The organism is Peribacillus sp. SRI_006 (assembly GCF_057586375.1).
In genome coordinates this window covers 100306-119048 of sequence record NZ_JBYCZT010000017.1, presented here as the reverse complement: position 1 = coordinate 119048, position 18743 = coordinate 100306, and the positions used below count along the sequence as shown (strand labels likewise).

The 18743-nt window shown below is 37.2% G+C and carries 19 protein-coding genes and 1 pseudogene; 6 read left to right on the top strand and 14 right to left on the bottom strand.

Annotation, left to right across the window (positions count from 1 at the left end; genetic code table 11):
- Window positions 1-490, bottom strand: a pseudogene (locus AC2YHV_RS22795) (hypothetical protein); the annotation flags it as partial.
- Between the two features lie 284 nt (window positions 491-774).
- Here AC2YHV_RS22795 and AC2YHV_RS22790 point away from each other — a divergent pair.
- Together AC2YHV_RS22790 and AC2YHV_RS22785 are read left to right on the top strand one after the other, a co-directional pair.
- A complete protein-coding gene (locus tag AC2YHV_RS22790; RefSeq protein ID WP_475469017.1) occupies window positions 775-1731 on the top strand; it encodes a patatin-like phospholipase family protein in 957 nt (318 codons plus the stop codon).
- 386 nt (window positions 1732-2117) lie between these two features.
- Entirely contained in the window at window positions 2118-2939 is an 822-nt protein-coding gene (locus tag AC2YHV_RS22785; protein WP_098866343.1) for an STAS domain-containing protein, read from the top strand.
- Between the two features lie 368 nt (window positions 2940-3307).
- Here the strand turns inward: AC2YHV_RS22785 and AC2YHV_RS22780 are convergent, their stop codons facing one another.
- Window positions 3308-3715 carry an Lrp/AsnC family transcriptional regulator gene (locus AC2YHV_RS22780; protein ID WP_034304420.1) on the bottom strand — a complete coding sequence of 136 codons (408 nt, stop codon included), beginning with the start codon at window positions 3713-3715 and terminating at the stop codon, window positions 3308-3310.
- A 132-nt stretch (window positions 3716-3847) separates the two neighbouring features.
- On the opposite strand from AC2YHV_RS22780, the gene AC2YHV_RS22775 reads away from it, so the two are divergent.
- A complete protein-coding gene (locus tag AC2YHV_RS22775; protein ID WP_487374231.1) occupies window positions 3848-4612 on the top strand; it encodes an MBL fold metallo-hydrolase in 765 nt (254 codons plus the stop codon).
- Between the two features lie 170 nt (window positions 4613-4782).
- Window positions 4783-6093, top strand: a complete 1311-nt coding sequence (locus AC2YHV_RS22770) for an MFS transporter (RefSeq protein WP_098866345.1) — start codon at window positions 4783-4785, stop codon at window positions 6091-6093.
- Window positions 6094-6364: 271 nt separating this feature from the next.
- Here the strand turns inward: AC2YHV_RS22770 and AC2YHV_RS22765 are convergent, their stop codons facing one another.
- From AC2YHV_RS22765 to AC2YHV_RS22740, 6 genes are all read right to left on the bottom strand, one after another.
- Window positions 6365-6562, bottom strand: a complete 198-nt coding sequence (locus AC2YHV_RS22765; protein ID WP_063575108.1) for a hypothetical protein — start codon at window positions 6560-6562, stop codon at window positions 6365-6367.
- Between the two features lie 503 nt (window positions 6563-7065).
- Window positions 7066-7758 carry an aspartate/glutamate racemase family protein gene (locus AC2YHV_RS22760; protein WP_106027919.1) on the bottom strand — a complete coding sequence of 231 codons (693 nt, stop codon included), beginning with the start codon at window positions 7756-7758 and terminating at the stop codon, window positions 7066-7068.
- A gap of 36 nt (window positions 7759-7794) precedes the next feature.
- Window positions 7795-8217, bottom strand: coding sequence for a FosM family fosfomycin resistance protein (gene fosM, locus AC2YHV_RS22755; protein ID WP_487374230.1), 423 nt, complete (start codon window positions 8215-8217; stop codon window positions 7795-7797).
- Between the two features lie 14 nt (window positions 8218-8231).
- Window positions 8232-8762, bottom strand: coding sequence for a PepSY-associated TM helix domain-containing protein (locus tag AC2YHV_RS22750; RefSeq protein ID WP_161784819.1), 531 nt, complete (start codon window positions 8760-8762; stop codon window positions 8232-8234).
- A 5-nt stretch (window positions 8763-8767) separates the two neighbouring features.
- Entirely contained in the window at window positions 8768-9229 is a 462-nt protein-coding gene (locus AC2YHV_RS22745) for a GNAT family N-acetyltransferase (RefSeq protein ID WP_098936265.1), read from the bottom strand.
- Between the two features lie 286 nt (window positions 9230-9515).
- Window positions 9516-9995, bottom strand: coding sequence for a GNAT family N-acetyltransferase (locus AC2YHV_RS22740; RefSeq protein ID WP_034304445.1), 480 nt, complete (start codon window positions 9993-9995; stop codon window positions 9516-9518).
- Window positions 9996-10341: 346 nt separating this feature from the next.
- On the opposite strand from AC2YHV_RS22740, the gene AC2YHV_RS22735 reads away from it, so the two are divergent.
- On the top strand, window positions 10342-11337 hold the full coding sequence (locus AC2YHV_RS22735; protein WP_487374229.1) for a zinc-dependent alcohol dehydrogenase family protein: 996 nt from the start codon (window positions 10342-10344) through the stop codon (window positions 11335-11337).
- Between the two features lie 239 nt (window positions 11338-11576).
- On the top strand, window positions 11577-12284 hold the full coding sequence (locus AC2YHV_RS22730; RefSeq protein WP_487374228.1) for a DUF421 domain-containing protein: 708 nt from the start codon (window positions 11577-11579) through the stop codon (window positions 12282-12284).
- A gap of 544 nt (window positions 12285-12828) precedes the next feature.
- Here the strand turns inward: AC2YHV_RS22730 and AC2YHV_RS22725 are convergent.
- From AC2YHV_RS22725 to speD, 6 genes are all read right to left on the bottom strand, one after another.
- Window positions 12829-13497 carry a DUF2642 domain-containing protein gene (locus tag AC2YHV_RS22725; RefSeq protein WP_487374227.1) on the bottom strand — a complete coding sequence of 223 codons (669 nt, stop codon included), beginning with the start codon at window positions 13495-13497 and terminating at the stop codon, window positions 12829-12831.
- A gap of 15 nt (window positions 13498-13512) precedes the next feature.
- Window positions 13513-14868 carry an arsenic transporter gene (locus tag AC2YHV_RS22720; protein ID WP_487374226.1) on the bottom strand — a complete coding sequence of 452 codons (1356 nt, stop codon included), beginning with the start codon at window positions 14866-14868 and terminating at the stop codon, window positions 13513-13515.
- Window positions 14861-14992, bottom strand: coding sequence for a hypothetical protein (locus AC2YHV_RS22715; RefSeq protein WP_487374225.1), 132 nt, complete (start codon window positions 14990-14992; stop codon window positions 14861-14863). Before AC2YHV_RS22715 ends, AC2YHV_RS22720 begins: the two co-directional genes overlap by 8 nt.
- 36 nt (window positions 14993-15028) lie before the next feature.
- Window positions 15029-16285, bottom strand: coding sequence for a DUF2642 domain-containing protein (locus tag AC2YHV_RS22710; RefSeq protein ID WP_487374224.1), 1257 nt, complete (start codon window positions 16283-16285; stop codon window positions 15029-15031).
- Between the two features lie 68 nt (window positions 16286-16353).
- Entirely contained in the window at window positions 16354-16881 is a 528-nt protein-coding gene (locus tag AC2YHV_RS22705) for a hypothetical protein (RefSeq protein WP_370020592.1), read from the bottom strand.
- 392 nt (window positions 16882-17273) lie between these two features.
- The gene (speD, locus tag AC2YHV_RS22700) at window positions 17274-18587 is read right to left on the bottom strand and encodes an adenosylmethionine decarboxylase (protein ID WP_487374223.1); all 1314 of its coding nucleotides are present in this window, start codon (window positions 18585-18587) and stop codon (window positions 17274-17276) included.
- Window positions 18588-18743 lie beyond the last annotated feature (156 nt).

Below are 18743 nucleotides of genomic sequence, written 5' to 3'. Positions count from 1 at the left end.
CTGTAGCTCCTGCTGGCCCTGGAATTCCCTGAAGTCCTTGTGGCCCTGTAGCTCCTGCTGGCCCTGGAATTCCCTGAAGTCCTTGTGCTCCTGTAGCTCCTGCTGGCCCTGGAATTCCCTGAAGTCCTTGTGGCCCTGTAGCTCCTGCTGGCCCTGGAATTCCTTGAAGTCCTTGTGCTCCTGTAGCTCCTGTAGCTCCTACTGGCCCTGGAATTCCTTGAAGTCCTTGTGGCCCTGTTGGTCCTATTGGTCCTCCAGCTGGTCCTGCTGGTCCTTCTGGTCCCGCTGGTCCTGTTGGTCCTGTTGGTCCCGGAGGACAATCACAATCAAATGGAAAAAAATCACATTGCTTCGGGGGTAATCTTTTATCAAAGCAGCTTAATGAGTTCTTTATTCTTTGCTGATTCAGGTTGATATGTGGTTTCGAGTATATTTGTTGTTTCCTAAGTTTAGATGAATTGTGGTTATTTCTTTGTTGCGGGTTATCCATATTACAAACTCCTTTCTTATTAAATTATTCGTTACTAGTTAAATTAATCTTTTTCCACTTCAGTAGAGCTTAAGCCCATATAGCACCTTTTATTGTGCGTTTAAGTGCAAAATTTTAATGAGTTATAAGAACCATCAGTATTGTCTTCCACTTCCGAGATGGATGGTTAACAGCATTAAAATTAGTGTATGTGTATCTGTTCTGTTTAGCTACATAATCCGGCTCCTGAAAAATAAACATATACTGAGTGATATTTGTGACCAGATTGGAAAGGAGAAATAGCTTTGACAAAATATCGGATCATGTCCTTTGATGGAGGCGGGACTTTAGGTGCTTTAAGTTTACAACTTTTGAACAGACTGGCTCGGCAAAACCCAAAATTAATTAGTCGAACCAATGTTTTTTCGGGAAATTCAATCGGTTCATTCACTGCCCTTGCGTTAGCAAGTGGAAGATCGCCGAAGGAGACACTCCAGTTTTTTAAGGATAAAATCCTGCCGGCTTTCAGCGTTTCCCGACCAGGTGGACCTGTTTTTAACCAACAATTGCCATATTCTGGTTTCATTAAAGCGGTACAAACATTTTTCCCATCAGATCTTCTCCTCAAAGACTTAAAAAGACGAATTGTTGTACCTGCATTTCATTTATTCTCACCGGAGCTGAATCGTTGGACTCCTGTGTTATTCCACAACTTTCCTGGCTCTCCCTATTTAAATGAGAAAGCGAGTGATGTAATACTACGGAGCAGTGGTGCTCCCGCGACGCAACGAGCCTATCAAAACTACGTGGATGGGTATACAGTAACAACCAACCCCAGTACAGCCAGTATCGCATTTGCGGTGGGGAAGGCCAAACAGCCGTTGGATCAAATTGCGGTATTATCCATTGGAACAGGTGAAGAGCCGACTCGATTAAGAAGAGATACGAAGGGGTGGGGGATGGTAAGTGCAGATAACATACGTCCCGAAAATATGAAGAACCTTCCCCCAAATTGGGGAGTTCTTTTGGACCGATCTCCCAATGAACCCTTACTGCCATTTCTTCAGATTGTCGCTAGTGGATCCGGTTACTATGAATCCATGGTCAGTTCTCAGCTTCTAGGAAATCGTTTTTTTCGGTTAAATCCACGGATCCCTAATTTCTCCAAAACGGACCCTTCTGTGGTTCCAGCTCTCATTTCAATTGCTAACAAAACAAATTTAAATCCTGCAGTTCAATTTATAGAGAAAAACTGGAATTAATAAAGTTATCCCATAAATCTGATTGAATTTTGGTTTTTATTTCAAGCATTCGGATTTTTTACAATAAAAACAGCCAGAACCTGGCTGTTTTTATTTATTCAGTTCTTCTTCAACTAAACTCTCTACTAATGTAAGGAAAATATGCCAATGTACATTTCTTTAATCGAACAACCTGCCCCGTTAGTGCCATAAGAAAAAGGCTGCCTCAGCAACCTTCCTTATTGAAGTAAAGCACCCTTTAGTTTAAGTAGAAATCTTCACAATATTAATTTACATAAATATCATCCATTTTCCTTTAAATTAGAAGTTTTTTGTGTAAATGGGTTTAGTAATTATAATAATAGGGTATTTATGATTTGGCATATTTAAAAAAAGGAGATTAAATTATGGATTTGTCACTTGATATATATAAATTAATGAAATTCATCGAAGAAAATAACGAGGATTTTGAAGATTCATTATTAAACGAAGCATCTAATGTGAAAGACAAAATTGAAGAAATATTAATGGTCGGTAATATTGACCTGATAAATAATGCCCGTAAGCTGGTTCGATACATTATTGAGGGTGAAGAACAAGAGCTTAAATCATTTGCTAAACAAGAAGGTATAGCTTGGGCGACACACGAAATACCATTAACTTTCAAATTAGAGTGGGTGCAAGCCATTCGAAGAACTTTGTGGAAGTTCCTACAAGGATATAACGAGGTAACGAATCACGTTATAAATGAAGATTTTTTTTCGGTAGAAAAACAAATAAATAATCAAGTAGACAGGTTTTTAAATGTTTTTTTTATCACATATTCTCAATACAAAGATTCATTGATAATGGCTCAAAGAGAATTGGTCGAAAATCTTTCTGTGCCAATAATCCCAATAACACCCACTATATGTATTTTGCCTTTAATTGGTGCGGTTGATCTTTACCGAACGAATATTCTAGAGGAAAAAGTTTTAATAGAGATTGGAAAATTACGTATTCAAACATTGATTATGGACTTATCTGGAATTATGGAAATGGAGACTGAGGTAATTGATCATTTAATGAGGATTATTGACGGCACTTCATTAATGGGATGTACCACTGTGATTACCGGGTTAAGAGCTGAAGTGGCTAGCAATATGATACGCTTAGGCATGAGATTAAATGAAAAGGCACAAACATTAGGAACTTTACAACAAGCGTTGAATAAATACTTAATATGTTAAATACGGAGAATCTTAGAGGAGGGTCGCTTTGCGACTCTTTTTCCTTATTCAATATATTCTGACCAACTGTCTAAATATTTTTCCTGCCTAGCAGTTATATCTTTGTATAAAAAATATAGTTAGGCATTTAATTCAACACCAATCAATTCGTTTTCTTCTTCAACTAACCTGTCCTATAGCTCCATAAAGAAAAGCTGCCTTAAAGACAGCTCCGATCTTCAGCTAAACCACCCATTAGTTTAAGTACAGTCCTTCCTATACTAACTTGTGAATAAGAAAACGAGGTGTCCCTGCTGCATTCGTTGTTCAATTCAAGCACCCTATAGTTTAAATGTGACTATTCACAAATATCCATGTTTATTCATGCCCTATTTACTTATAACGATCGATAATTTATAGTTTGCATACTTGTTTAACTCTAATAAAAATTGATTTAACGCTTCATTACTTGGAAACCTGCACTCCAAAAGATAACAGCTATCTCCACTGATTTTATAATTATTGATGACATATCCTTCCTTTGTTTGGATAAATGAGAGATAAGGTTGATGATGTGTACCTTCTATATAGATATTGATAAAGGCATACGTAAAGCAACCTAATTTCGCTTGATTCACTTTAATGCTATAACCCTCAATAACCCCATTGTCCTCTAATTTCTCCACTCTAGCTGCGGCTGCCGGTCCTGTTAAGTGAACTCTCTCCCCTAATTCTTTCATCGTAATCCGGCTATTGCTACATAACTCCTCTATAATTCGCTTATCTGTTTGATCCATCTGAACGTCAACTCCTTTCAAAAATAAAGTCAAACGCCTAAAACACTTTAATTTATCTGTGTATTTGAATACTGCTCATATTATACACTTAACACTGTTAGTGAACACATGAAAAGAAAGGGAGTTGTAAAGATGAAGATTACACAAATTCGAAATGCAACGATAGTTGTAGAATATGCAAATAAAAAGTTTTTAATTGATCCTATGTTAGCAGAGAAAGGTACGTACCCGTCTTTCCCTGGTACGATTAGGCAAGATCAAAACAATCCTTCAGTGAGTTTACCAACCTCTGCTGACGATATTATTAGTGGAGTTGATGCAGTCATTGTGACTCATTTACATTTAGACCATTTTGACGAAGCAGCGCAAAGACTATTACGAAAAGATATTAAAATGTTCGTTCAAAATGAAGAAGAAGCAAAGGAAGTCCAAAATACCGGGTTCCACAATGTAGAGGTATTAACAAAGGACACTGTCTTTGAAGGCATCCAATTAGTTAAAACAAGAGGCGAGCATGGAAGAGGAGAAGAACTATTAAAGCGTATGGGGGAAGTATGCGGCGTTGTCTTTAAACATCCAAGTGAAAAAACATTGTACGTAGCTGGTGATACAGTCTGGTATGAAGGTGTACAGGAAGAATTGGATACCCATAAACCAGATATAATTGTTGTCAATGGCGGAGATAATCAATTGATAGAATATGGTTCTCTCATTATGGGAAAAGAAGACATCTATGAAGTACACAAGGCTGCTCCTAATGCTAAGGTTATTTCTGTTCATATGGAAGCTGTTAACCATTGGACACTATCTAGAGAAGAATTAAAAAACTTTAGTAAAGAAAAAGGATTCTCAAGTAAAATGTTAGTACCAGAAGATGGTGAATCCTACAAATTTTAATATGAACACCGACAAATAGTGTCACGTTCCTATTTAAAAATAAGAAATAAAAGAAGCTCATAATTATCGAAATTTAATTATGAGCTTCTTCTAATGACGATATGAAATGTTCCAAGGATGACATCCAAACATGAAAAGCTACAAGGATATTTCGTTAGGAGGTAAAGTTCATGACAATGTCAGCAAAAGATACAAATGCCTCAACACACCAGCCTATATGGCTGCAAGAATATATTGATTCACCAGAAAGACAAATACACCTTTATAAAAAAACATTAAGAATTTTGATTCTTTCACAAATCTTTGGGGGAGCAGGACTTGGAGCCGGTATAACAGTAGGAGCGCTTCTTGCACAAGACATGCTAGGGACTGAAAATGCGGCAGGAATTCCAACTGCCCTATTTACTTTAGGTTCTGCAGGAGCTGCCCTGCTTATTGGCCGGTCTTCGCAACGTTTTGGCCGCAGAGCAGGACTTGCAGGCGGTTTCCTTGCAGGTGGGTTAGGTGCCATTGGTGTTATAATTGCAGCCTTAACCAACAGCATCCCACTTTTATTTATTTCTCTTTTTATTTATGGAGCTGGTACAGCGTCTAATCTACAAGCGCGATATGCAGGGACAGACCTTGCAACAGATAAACAAAGGGCAACTGCTGCAAGCATGGCCATGGTTTCCACTACCTTGGGTGCCGTTGTTGGTCCTAACTTGGTCAATAGAATGGGGGAATTTGCTGATTCAATTGGTGTTCCAACCTTGGCTGGCCCCTTTATCTTGTCAGCAGCTGCTTTTATTATTGCCGGATTATTTATCTTAATTTTACTTCGTCCAGACCCTTTGGTTGTGTCCACAGCTATTGCGAATGCTAAGAAAAAAAGCGATAGCGTACAGACAGGGACAAACTTAAAGAATGCTACCATAAACAAAAAGGGTGTTGTTGTAGGGGCTTTAATTATGATTTTGACTCAATTTGTCATGGCAGCCATTATGACAATGACACCAATTCATATGGGACATCATGGACATGGTTTGGGAGAAGTAGGATTAGTTATAGGTTTCCATATAGCAGCTATGTATCTTCCTTCACCATTGACAGGTATACTGGTAGATAAGCTTGGCCGTATTACTATGGCTGTTGCTTCTGGTGCTACACTCCTAACCTCAGGATTGGTGGCAGCTTTTGCACCCGTAGGTTCAATGCCACTGCTTACCCTGGCGTTAGTACTGCTAGGTTTGGGCTGGAACTTTGGTTTAATAAGCGGGACTGCTCTCATTATAGATTCAACGCACCCATCTGTACGTGCAAAAACACAAGGATCAGTCGATGTACTATTTGCACTGTCAGGAGCAGCTGGTGGTGGGGTATCAGGAATGGTAGTCGCTCATTCTAGTTTTGCAGCATTATCACTCTCTGGAGCCATTCTGTCACTAGTGCTTATTCCTGTAGTTGTTTGGTCTCGGAAAAGTCCAAGCAAAGAGCTATGATAGTTAGACTAATGTAGATATATCCCTATATAGTGAAATTTAAATATTAACAAGGCAGCTTTCAGCAAGAAACTGAAAGCTGCCTTTATTCATATAGGAAGGTAACATATAAAAAACAAGCTTCTAAAGAAGCCCAGGAGCTGTATAAGAAAATGAGGTTTTATGGAATCTCTTGTTCAACTAACCCGCCCCGTTTGTTCCTTAAGAAAAAGAGCTGCCACAGCAACCCTTTTATTAATGTAAAGCACCCGTTAGCCTAGGATATTAATATTTATTGCTTGTCATCAGGTTCTTCCGCATTGCCCATTGTTTTTTGATTTTTACTAAAATGATTAGCTATATATAAAAGTAAACCAAAACTTCCGCCAACAAGTACCCCGAAACCTGAACCAACAGCTAACCATTCCAAGGCATAAAAAACTATTACTCCGAGAAGAACATATGAAAAAACTGTATCAATCTTAAGCAAATCACATCGTCTCCTTTACTGAAATATAAATTCAAAAGTGTTTTACTGTATCAAATGACCTGAAAGTAATGTATCCAAGCAAAGATACATGGAATGGAGAGATAATAAATATTCATTAAACACCCTAAAATCATTACGTACTTTATGACTCTCTTCTTAATAAGAATTGACAAATATAGTCCAATAACCGGTAATAGAATAACCGCTATTTGAATCGTTATATTTTCAAAAGTGTGCATCCCCCAAGGACTAACATTCATCAGACCCTTACTATTATGGATGAACAAAAAAGTTCCTGATAAGATCCAAATTAAACTAGTAATAAATATATATGTTACATTTCGCATCTTTATCTCCCTTTAAATTCGAATACCATATCTTCTAGTAAGACTTTAACACACAATTACATTAATTTGGTTATTTTACCTGAATCAACCTACTCTCAGCTCCACAAAAAAAGGCTGCCGCAGCAACCTTCCTTTTTAAAGCACAATGTGATCACTTCATTTTTCCAATGCCATATTAACGGATTCGATGGCATGTATGACAGCTGTATCGAATAATGGCACTTCGGAATCCTCGGGTTTTACTAGTAATCCAATTTCTGTGCAGCCTAGTATTATACCTTCCGCTCCATCATCAACTAACCCCTTGATAACCTTTTTGTAATAATCCCTTGATGATTGTTGAATTTCACCTAAACATAATTCTTCATAAATCACTTTATTGATGACTTTTCTATCCTCTTCATTTGGTATCAGGACCTTGATACCATTAGTCTCAATTCGTGTTTTATAAAAGTCTTGCTCCATCGTATATTTAGTGCCAAGTAAACCAACCGTACTGATTTTGGACTTTTGAATTTGTTTTGCCGTTGAATCAGCAATGTGCAAAATCGGTAAACTGACTTTTTCTTCAATATATCCAATCACTTTATGCATCGTATTTGTACAAATTAGAATCATTTCGGCACCAGCCTTTTCCAAAGACAGGGCTGCATCGCCTAATAATTTGCCGGAGCTTTCCCAATCCCCTTCAGCTTGGCAGCGTTCGATTTCCTCAAAGTCCACGCTATATAAAATGCATTTGGCTGAATGCAATCCTCCTAATTTGGCTTTTACCTCTTCATTGATGATTCGATAATATTCCAACGATGACTCCCAGCTCATGCCGCCAATAAGGCCAATAGTTTTCATGAACATTCCCCTTTTCATTTGAAGATGGCTTACTTATCAGTCGAAAAACTCCATATGGGCTTTTTCTTGTTTGTAGTAATCTATTCTATTTTGTAAAGTCCCTGTATGAAACTCAAACTTATGACCATCTGGATCAGTGAAATAAATGGACTTATTATCTTTTTCATCTCTTGGACGTCCTGACAGGATGTTTACATTCAATCCGATCATTTTCTCGTACATGTTCATGAAGTCGGCTTCTTCTATGGAAAAGGCGATATGTGTGTATGATTGGCTTATTTCATTACGGGGAATATCTTTTTCTTCATTCAGGGCAATCCACATTCCATTCAAATCAAAGTAAGCTGTGGTTCGTCCCTTAACTAATAATTTCGCATCAAAAACCTTTTGATAAAATTCTATGGAACTGTCTAAATCAGAAACTGAAAATAAAAAGTGATTCAACCCTTTTATGGACACATTACCACCTCATATTAAGATTTCCTTTTATTCGCCATTAAACGCTTATAGAGAGGATACCCGAACATGTAATACCCGGAAAACGAGAGCAGGATTAAGGATAAACCCGTCATTGTGAGGATACTGTATCTATACCAATCACCAAAGAAGGTTCCATCATGCAAAGTAATCAGGAACGTCGAGTAATCCGGATTTGTGGATAACACTTTTCCCGTACTCACATCCATTTGGACACCTTGACCGTTATTAAAGCGAACCTGGTACACATTTGCGCTTGGCCTATATTCGATTCTAAAAATATCTTCAACCGAATCCGCACCTGGTAGATCCTGAGACACAGCAATGGACACGACCTTCTCCATGGGTATCGCTTGATCTGGACTTGCCTCTTTCCCCGTCCTTAACTCATCAGCCACTCCGAGTGGAATCATATAAACAAGCACGAGGCCCGTGACTGCAATGAACATAAAAAAAATGGATAAAACCAATCCAGTCCATTTATGTACTTTTCGGCTTAATTGATACAACTTTACAGATTTCGACAATTCCATCACGTCCCTTGACTATTTTTCAAAAAATTTTTCTTCATGACCACCCTATCTTCGTTTACAACATAATCATTCTTCAGATAAAATGCTTCTGCAAGCCCGTCATTGGCCGTTAATAGATATAGACTTTTAATCTTTCTCTTCTGCAGTTCAGCTTCTAAAGCTCGAAGCATTTTTGAGCCATGCCCTTTTCCTTGCATTTGATTATTCACACAAAGTTCTGCCAAATAATACGTTAAACCTTGATCAGACACTTTACTATTTCCAGCAATGAAACCAACTGGTTTATGATCAATATGAAATAAAAACCCAAGAAATTTAGGTGTATGCAATAAGTCGGAAAGTCTCTCTTTAGCCGTTTCATAGGTCCATCTTTCATTCCATGGTTCACGATTAAAAACGTTCATGTAGAGTTCGATGCATAGCTCCAAATTCTCCGATGTCAGTGGTAACATTTCTGTCATATTCATGCTTCCTTTCTATTTTTCTTAAAATTATGTATATTAATCCAAATTATATCTTATCCTTGTTGAACTATCCTGTCCCTATAGGACCATAAAAGAAGAGCTGCCCAAGAAGAAGAAATGAAGGGGCATACAATGAGCAGATTAGACAATTATGAGGTTCTAAAGAGAAATATGCTATTCCGGGCAGCATTAGCAATAAATAAAACCCGCTTTAGCTGACAGTCCAGTCCTGCCTTAGTGGATTCTATAAGAAAAAGGTCGACCGGATTTTTACTGGTCGACCTTAGTTCATTGATAACTGTTTCACGAATAAAACTCTATCTTGATTATGTCCGTCATAGTCAGAGTGGACTGAAACACCATCAATGAATGTATCTCCCTCTTCCATTTCAAATCCCATCTTGGTATGATAGGCGATTGAAGATTTGTTGACTGGAGATGTTACACAACGCACAACATTGCGGCCATTTTGATAAACGACATGGAAAAATTGATTATATAACTGTCTTCCGATATCATTTTTTCTGTATTCAGGATGCACTCCGACAAAGTGAATATATGCCTCATCAGGCTGAGATTGAGATAGAATCCCTATTAGGAAACCGACTATGTTCCCTTCCTTTTCGGCTATGAAACTTGTATTTGTAAAATGATCAAAGAATAATTTCGGTAGCATATCAGACATTTGCCTTCCTCCCCACCATTCATTGATTAGCGGCGATATGGCATAGTAATCTGACCCTTTCACTGAACGAATTTCCATCCTTCTCCCCCTTTGATCATTAAAGCCATTTTCACGAATTCATTCAATAATTAACATACCCCGTTAGTTCATTAACTTTTCATACGATAAAGTTACAATTCCACATATTACTGAAACTTCGCCAAATACCTTGATAGCCCTTAATCATATTATATTTTAATGATTTAAGAGACTTCTCTTAATTCCCTTTAAAAAATGTGCGTAACTTTTAATTTTATAGTAGATAAAGTATCATTGATTTTACAAGTAAAGACTAAATATTCTTACATTTCATCCTATTCCCTGCAATCCTTAACAGGCATAGGCAATGAGAAATTCCCCATAAAAATAAATAGGAGTGACTAAAGTGAAAGCACAAATCATTCAATTTTTTGGCGATCCATCCGTATTTCAGCTTGAAGAGGTTTCAAAACCCGAATTAAAACCTGGACATGTCCTTATTCAAGTCAAGGCTTCAAGTGTAAATCCTATTGATACGAAAGTCCGTGCTGGTGCAGTTCCAGCCGTTTCACCCGAGTTTCCAGCCGTTTTACATGGTGATGTCGCTGGTTTGGTATCTGCAGTGGGAGAAGGAGTGACTGAGTTTAAAGTTGGCGATGAAGTGTTTGGATGCGCAGGTGGTTTTAAAGGGACTGGCGGTGCACTTGCAGAGTTCATGCTTGCAGATGCTGATTTACTTGCTCACAAGCCGAAGAATTTGACGATGGAAGAAGCCGCTGCTTTACCACTGGTTGCCATTACCGCTTGGGAAGCATTATTCAATCGGGCACATCTAGCCCCTGGTCAAGATATACTGATCCATGCAGCAACCGGCGGTGTAGGCCACATTGCCATTCAGCTGGCCAAATGGCAAGGCGCGACAGTCTATACTACTGCCTCTTCGCAAGAGAAGCTGGAGATTGGCACGCGCCTTGGGGCAGATGTAACGATCAATTATCGAGAAGAAAGCGTTCACGACTATGTACAAAAATATACAGATGGAAAAGGATTTGACGTTGTGTTTGACACGGTAGGGGGAGAAAACCTTGATCGCTCTTTTGAGGCGGCTGCGGTACATGGAACGGTGGCAGCCATTGCTGCCCGTTCGACTCATGACCTCTCCCCAGTGCATTCGAAGGGACTTTCCCTCCATGTTACCTTTATGTTGTTGAAGATATTAAATAAGGACATGCATAAGCAATATGGAGAGATTTTGAAGAAGGTAGCCAAGGTGGTTGAGGAAGGTAAGTTGCGCCCGCTTGTGGATCCAAACATGTTTACGTTTGATGAAGTCTCAAAAGCTCATGAGTACTTGGAGTCAGGCAAGGCGATAGGAAAAATTGTTTTGAAAAATGATTGGTAATGAATAGGCACTTTAACAACTTTATGTTCATTTAAAATAGGCGGTACGGTGAAAATCTCTAAGATTCTCGCTGTACCGTCTTCTTTTATTTAATAGGACAATACCGCCTCTGATGTTGGGTATTCTTATTTAATAGAATTGCAGAAAACGGTACTCACCCGTGTGATATAAATACCAGGTGCAATTTGGTTTAAATGATTGTTAAAAGGGAGAAAGGGAAAAAAAGGTGAGGTGATAAAATGATTTATCTGGAAATAGCAACGAAGCTGGTGATTGGGCTGGCTGGACTCCTGGCAGTGGCAAGGCTCCTTGGAAAGAAAGAAATGTCTCAAGTGACCCCCTTTGATTTTATTTACGCTTTAGTATTAGGCGGCATTCTGGAAGAAGGCATTTACGATAAAAAAGTGTCGATCTGGCAGATTCTATTTGCCATTTGCCTTTGGGGGATTTCCGTTTATATCATTGAGATTTGCGCTCAAAAAAGTGATCGCATGAAAAAATTGCTCAAAGGACATCCTTCTTTGATTATTCGTAATGGCAAATTGGATATAAAACAAATGAAAAAAAATCACCTGGAAATTGAACAGGTTCGAACCATGCTGCGGAAACAGGGGGTGTTCACTCTCCGGGAAGTGCGAGATTTATATCTTGAGCCTGGCGGGGACATCAGTGTAAAGCTTCATTCTAAGGCGGGAAGCATCACACCAGATATGTTTGACCTCAATCCTAGGGATGAAGCACCTTCTATTTTAGTAATTGAAGAAGGCAAAATAAAAGAGGAAGAACTTCGATCCGTGAAAAAATCAAAAGATTGGCTTCTGGAAGGGCTTCAGAAGAGGAATTATAAAAAAATTGAGGATATCCTATATGGAGAATGGTCAGAAACGGATGGATTCTATATACAGCCGTATCCCAAAGAAAACTCTCATATACACAAAAAAACTTGAAGATTTTTATTTTTCACACCGCTTAATTAAAGACGGTACAGTGAAAACCTCTAAGATTCCCGCTGTACCGTCTGCTTTTAAAAAACCAATAGGCCAGGTCGCCCCTCTTGTTCTTCATTCAAAGCATATTTTCTACTTCAAGAAAAATTCATTTAGTTCAATAAGATAAAAATACCTTAAAGACAGATCGTGAAAAACGTTTTTATTTCTCCCTTCTCCCTTCTCAGTTATCATCTTCTCCAAGATGACTGTTCGAAATTCTAAAAAATTCGACAACCATTTGAGCGGCTCTATCAGTTTTTCAATATGAATTTTAAGGGGTGGCTTCAGGTGTTCTTTCTCAAAAAGCGACAGCTAAATGCAGAAAGTTAATCATTAAAAAATTCCTAAACTTTTGCTCTCTGCATTATGGTTTCCAACTCTCAAAATACCTATTTTTCACAAAAATATTCATATGTAAGATGTGGGTTTTCTTAAAGTTCTCTCACCTTGTTCACACTTTAGAGAAGAAAAAACAAAAGGCAGCATATTTGCTGCCTTTCATTCAGGGTAGGTGAACTGTCTTAATATGATGAAGATTTAAATAAACAGGTTCCTCCCTAGCCGTAATAAGTTCAACAAAATTATCTTCTATCTTGTTAATTTTTCCAATTAAATTAGGGTTTTCTCCTATATTAAAAATAATTAAGCTACCGACCAGTTTTTCCACCTGTACGTCAAAGGTTCTTGCCAATGAAAGATTTGAAGGATGTACAGGAAGATCCTTATTACTTAAACCATAAGGAGTTTGATTGTCCGTATATGGGATTATCCACTTTAAATGAAATAAAGGTATATACATAGTCTTATAAACTGGTGAATAGAATTCAAAATAATTATTCATCACCTTTGTTATATAACCGTGTAAAGGCTGGTTACCAGTTACGTATATTTCCGTGAACATCCCTTTCGCAGATAAAAGAGTTTTTCGTAGTGATAATTCTTCCTCAGCTTCAATTCCAGGTGAGTCTACAGGAAGGGAAATCTCCTCGTTTTCCGTAGTATTTACTTTGCAATTTTGAATATGAATTATTGGGAGATACACAAAATCCTTTCCATTAAAGATAACCACTACATCAATTCCAGTATCAACCAGTGTACCGAAAAAGAATTTCTTTCCGGAAATTTCTATTTTAATTGTTTCTCCTCTGAGCTTTTGTAAGATTTTATTCATAATCACCCCTCCTTCCTACTTTAATAACCAAGTGGTCCAAAAATACAGCGAGATTAAACTTACGATTAACCCTATAGGGATTATCAAAAAGGTAACCCTAAGATACTTTCCCCAGGAGATATTGATGGAGTGTTTCTTCAATATATACATCCAAATTAATGTAGCCAGCGTACCAACAGGCGTTAACAAAGCACCTATATCGCTTCCAATCACGTTAGCAAGATAAGCAATTTGTACAAGGTGAGGATCCAATCCCATCTCCGTTATCGACAAAGTCCCTATCATGACTGCAGGAAGATTGTTAAATAAATTGGATAGGACCGTTAATAATATGCCCATGATCATGGTAGCGTTGAATGGGCTGTCCATTATTAAGGGTTTTAAATTGCTGACGATATAATCATTCAAGCCAACATTCTTCAAACCATATACCAGCACGTACATATTGAAAGCAAATAAAAGAACATGCCACGGTGTTTTCTTTACAATATCGCTAAGACCAGTTTTGGTTTTATACCATCTCAGTATTATTAAAAGGAACGCTCCCACCATACCGATCAATTCCAAGGGAACCCCAAATGGTGTAAGTGCGAAGAAGCTCGCCCGAGTTAAAATGACGATTGCAAAACTCATTTTAAACAATTTCCAATCATTATCTTCGGATTGTTGTTTTACATCGAGTGGATGAGTTTGTACATAGCGTGAAAAGGTATTATCCCATTTTACAGGTACACTGGGAATCTTCCTTGGAAGGTCCTTCTTAAAATAGAGATAAAGTAATAACCCGATGGTTAAAATCCCTATCATTGAAGGAACAAACATCATATTGATATAACTATTAAGGCTCAGTCCTACAATTTTTAGTGCAATCAAATTGGAAATATTGCTTACTGCTATTGGGGCACTCGCTGCCGTTGCAATTAGAGCTCCTGATATTAGAAAGGGGATTTTTTGGTGAGGTTTAATCTTTAGTAACGTTACAATGTGAATAATGATAGGTGTTGTGATAAGGATACTTCCATCGTTATTGAAAAACATGGTCATGAAAAAACATAGGAGATTAGTGTAAACGTATAATCTAACCCCTGAACCCTTAGACCGGATGATGATATTTAAAGCAATCCACCTAAAAAAACCAATGCTCTCAAGTACAATGGACATCATGATGGTGGATAATATGGTTAAAGAAGCGCCCCTGATAATATCAAATATATTTAAAACATCCATCCAAGGAACAATGCCTGCAACTAATACAGTCAAGGCACCTATTGTAGTAGGTATCGTTTCGTTAATCCCAAATGGTCTCCATAACATGAGAATAATTGTTAAAGTGAAAATTATTGTCATCAAGACAATTTGTGAACTAAGCATTTACCTCCGCCGCCTTGTTTTTGGATGGTGTAATTTTCACGGTATCAGGAGTGGTATGATTTTGAGGTTTTACAAAAAAAGAATAGAAGACTCCCCCAATTACAGAAAAAAACAAAATCATCATTCCATGTCCTCCTTTCAATTAGCCTTGAATTGTATCTTAAGGCTTTAACCGTTTTGCCTTCAATTTCCCCTGCATTCTTTCAGCAAATTTCGTTAATGAATAATATTCGTTTTTTTGATTTCCGTTGTCTGTATTCATTTTTTCAGTGGACTTCATTAATTCGTAACATTTCTTATCTATCAGTTTTCTTTTTTCTTTTAAATCATTTTTCTTCGCGGATTGTTCGTTCATTTCTTGAGGGTTTGATTCCCTGAATACTTCAGTCAGGTTTTCTTGGATTTCGTCTTTTCTATCTTTATTATTAGTTACTGAAGGGTTTTCCTTCTTACTTTCTTTTTTCTTTTTTTCACGTGATTTTTGTTTATTATTTTTATCCGTACTTTTCTTTACATCCTTCTTACTTTTATTTTTGTTTTTTTCAGTGGATTTTTGTTTCTTATATTTATTAGTACTTTTCTTTACATTGGATTGATTTTTGTTCACTTCATTTACTGAAGATTGAACAGTCGGTTCTTCTCTTACATCGGATAAAACTTCTGCATGTGTACTTCTTTCAGTTGGTGAAGCTGGTCCTTCTTTTCCAATAGTTAAAATGTCCTGTTCTTGTTTCTGTCCAACCTGCTCTTCTTTCATGACAGATAAAATTTCCGGATGTGCACTTCTTTCAGTTGGTGAAGCTGGTCCTTCTTTTCCAATGGTTAAAATGGCCTGTTCTTGTTTCTCTTCAACCGGCTCTTCCTTCTCTTTGGAATTAACTTCAGCGTCTTCCATCAGCTTGGAATCACTTTCCTTAGCTTGATCTCCTTCTGCCTGTTTACTTTCAGTTTTTTCGTCTTTATTTTCCTGCTGTTTGTTATCAGATGATTCCTTATTATCTATCCCTTTGAAAATATAAAGTATATTTGATAATTGGACATAAAGTTGCTTATCCTTATTTATTAAAACGATATAATTATTAGTTACGGTACTTAAAAATCCATCAAAGGTTAAATTATTATCCCTTTTTACTGTCACCCAATGGCCTTTGAGTTCATTTATTAATTCTGTAAAACTTTGTTTTTGTGTTGGTTCGTGGTCAAGTATTTGGGCCTGGAATTCTTTGGTGTTTTTTGATAAGGCATACACCTGATTTAAGTTAAAATAACATGGTTTATCTGGATTCATTTGAATGACAATAAAGTCACTTTTCACATCCAGTACCACCCCATCATGAACGGTTTTATCATCGGAAATGATACTTACATTAAAACCTATCAGTGAATGAAGTGCCTCTTGAAAATTTTGTTTTTTCATCTGATGTCCCCCCTTATTAGTTGGATGGTCGCTTCTGTTCAGAAGCGACACATCATTTATGGGATATACTATTTTTCTTTTTCTTCAGCTTTATTATCTTTATTTTTTTCCGATTTTCCATCGTCTTTATTATTTTTATTTTTTTCCGATTTTTCATCTTCTTTTTGTTTCTCTACTCTTGCCCCGTAACTGATACTGCGGATATGGAACATTGACAGGCGAATAACTTCTTCGTTTAGTATTAACGTTACAAATTCATCATTAATATCATGAAGTACGCCTTCAAGCTTCTCAGGACCGCCTCGGTTAATATTTACCCATTGATTTCTAAGGTCATCTAGTAAGCCTTTAAAAGTTGCAGCTGTTTTAAAAGTAAAATCTTCGGGAATTTCCAATTGAAATTGGAACCCCTTCTTTACATTCTCAGTAATACTTTTTATATGGTCGGTTTTATAGTAGATAACACCTTCTTGTTCAGTTAAAATCGATAAGTGGTCATCATATACCCCTAATAATAATCCTGTCCGAGATTCAGGCCCTCCTCTATCTACCTTTAGAACTTTCCCAACCAAATTAGTTAACCATTCCTTATTCATAATGTTGCGCCTCCTATATAATCATTTACCCTGTATGTATATGTGTCATGGAATGACATTGTGTCGTGGTAAATGTCCAACTTCTATCCATAACACTGAAATCCATCAAAAATGTGTATATACACTAACCTTTTGAATTTCCTGGGGTTACAGGACGGAAAATACTGTATGAACTCTATGTCCAGAATAATGGATAGTTAAAAAAGCACTTTATTCGAAGCAAGAACGCCTTTTAAAATAGCTGAAGTATATTGAATACAAGAGGGTAAAGAGAGTGGATCGCTGCGAATGTACCCAGAGTTACAAAAAAAAGACCCCGGCGCATAACCGGAGTCATTTTAAGCAGCAAAACTAAAAAGTGTTTTTATGGACTCTAAAAACCTGGTGTTTTGTCACCATTTTTCTATTTCATTTTTATACAACTTGTGCAAGTTTAGATTTTTGATGCCATTCATAACCGCTTTTCCCCGCTGCTCCTGAATTGACGAAGGAATAGTGAACAAATTCGACATATCTGAAGTCAGAGCTTGATGTTGGACAGAAATACCCGGAATAATTCTTGGAAGCTTGAAATGTGCTGCTAAATGAAATCCCCATAAGCCAAAAGAGGGGACAATAACATTGTATTCAAGTGTATTAAGACCGGCCTTATTAATAGTTTTACCAATACTCCAAAATACTGTTGGTGTATCTTCTGGTGAATTGGACTGACAAACTAACACACCTTGTTTGGATAATATTTTTGCTGTTTGACTAAACAATTCAATTGTATATAATGAGCTAATGACTGGGTCAACGGGATCTGGAAAATCAATAATTATTACGTTGTAGGGCTGCAATTCCCTTAAAATAAATTTCTTTGCATCTTCAAAATGAATATTTACCCTTTCGTCCAATAGAGAGCGATTATTTTGAGTTATTAATTTTGGATTTGTCTTTGCAAGTTCAATCACCTGAGGATCAATATCAACAAGATCGACATGTTTTACGTTGGGATATTTAAGAACTTCACGTAAAGCAAGTCCATCTCCACCTCCTAATATGAGAACCCGTTCATGATCAGAAGCCATCTCCATCGCAGGGAATACTAATGCTTCATGATAATGCCTTTCATCCAATGAAGAAAATTGTAACTCTTGATCTAAATATAACCGCAAGTCATTGGCCTCAACTAAAGTAATATCTTGGAATTGACTGGAACCATGATAAAGAATATTATGTTGTCCTTCCACAAGTTCTTTTAACTGTATACTATCATATGCATTTCCGCGATCATCCCGTAATTCTACAATCCTTTTACTATCTTTCTTTTTACTGCCATCATAAGTGAAAATAAGATCTTTAATGGCAGGTTCATTTTTTGATTCATGTCCGCGTGAAAGTTCATAAACACAAGCGGAACCCGCTTTCATTTCGATAAGAAGCTCTTCTAATACTGGCCATAATTCCTGATTTCCGCACGTATATAAATCTAAAGCTGCATAACGGTGTTCCGGCCATGTATGAATCGAAAAATGTGAAGTTGAGAGAATGATGGCACCCGTTACCCCGTGAGGCAAAAATGAATGGAAATGAGTATTTAAAATCTCCATTCCTAAATCAGACACCGCTTTAGTTAATAATTTTTCCAACAACTTCGCATCATTTAGAATTTCCGCCTTGCATTCCTTAGCATCTATAATGAAATGCTGTCCATATGAATCCAACTATTCCACTTCCTTTATAGGTAATGTATGGAGTTATACAGTTTATGATAGAGGGAACTGTTTCCTACCATGCTTGTATAGCTATTTTATGTTCAATAAGATAAATGGCTTGTACCATTTCCATAAAATGGTCACTATTCACTTTGGAGTGTTATG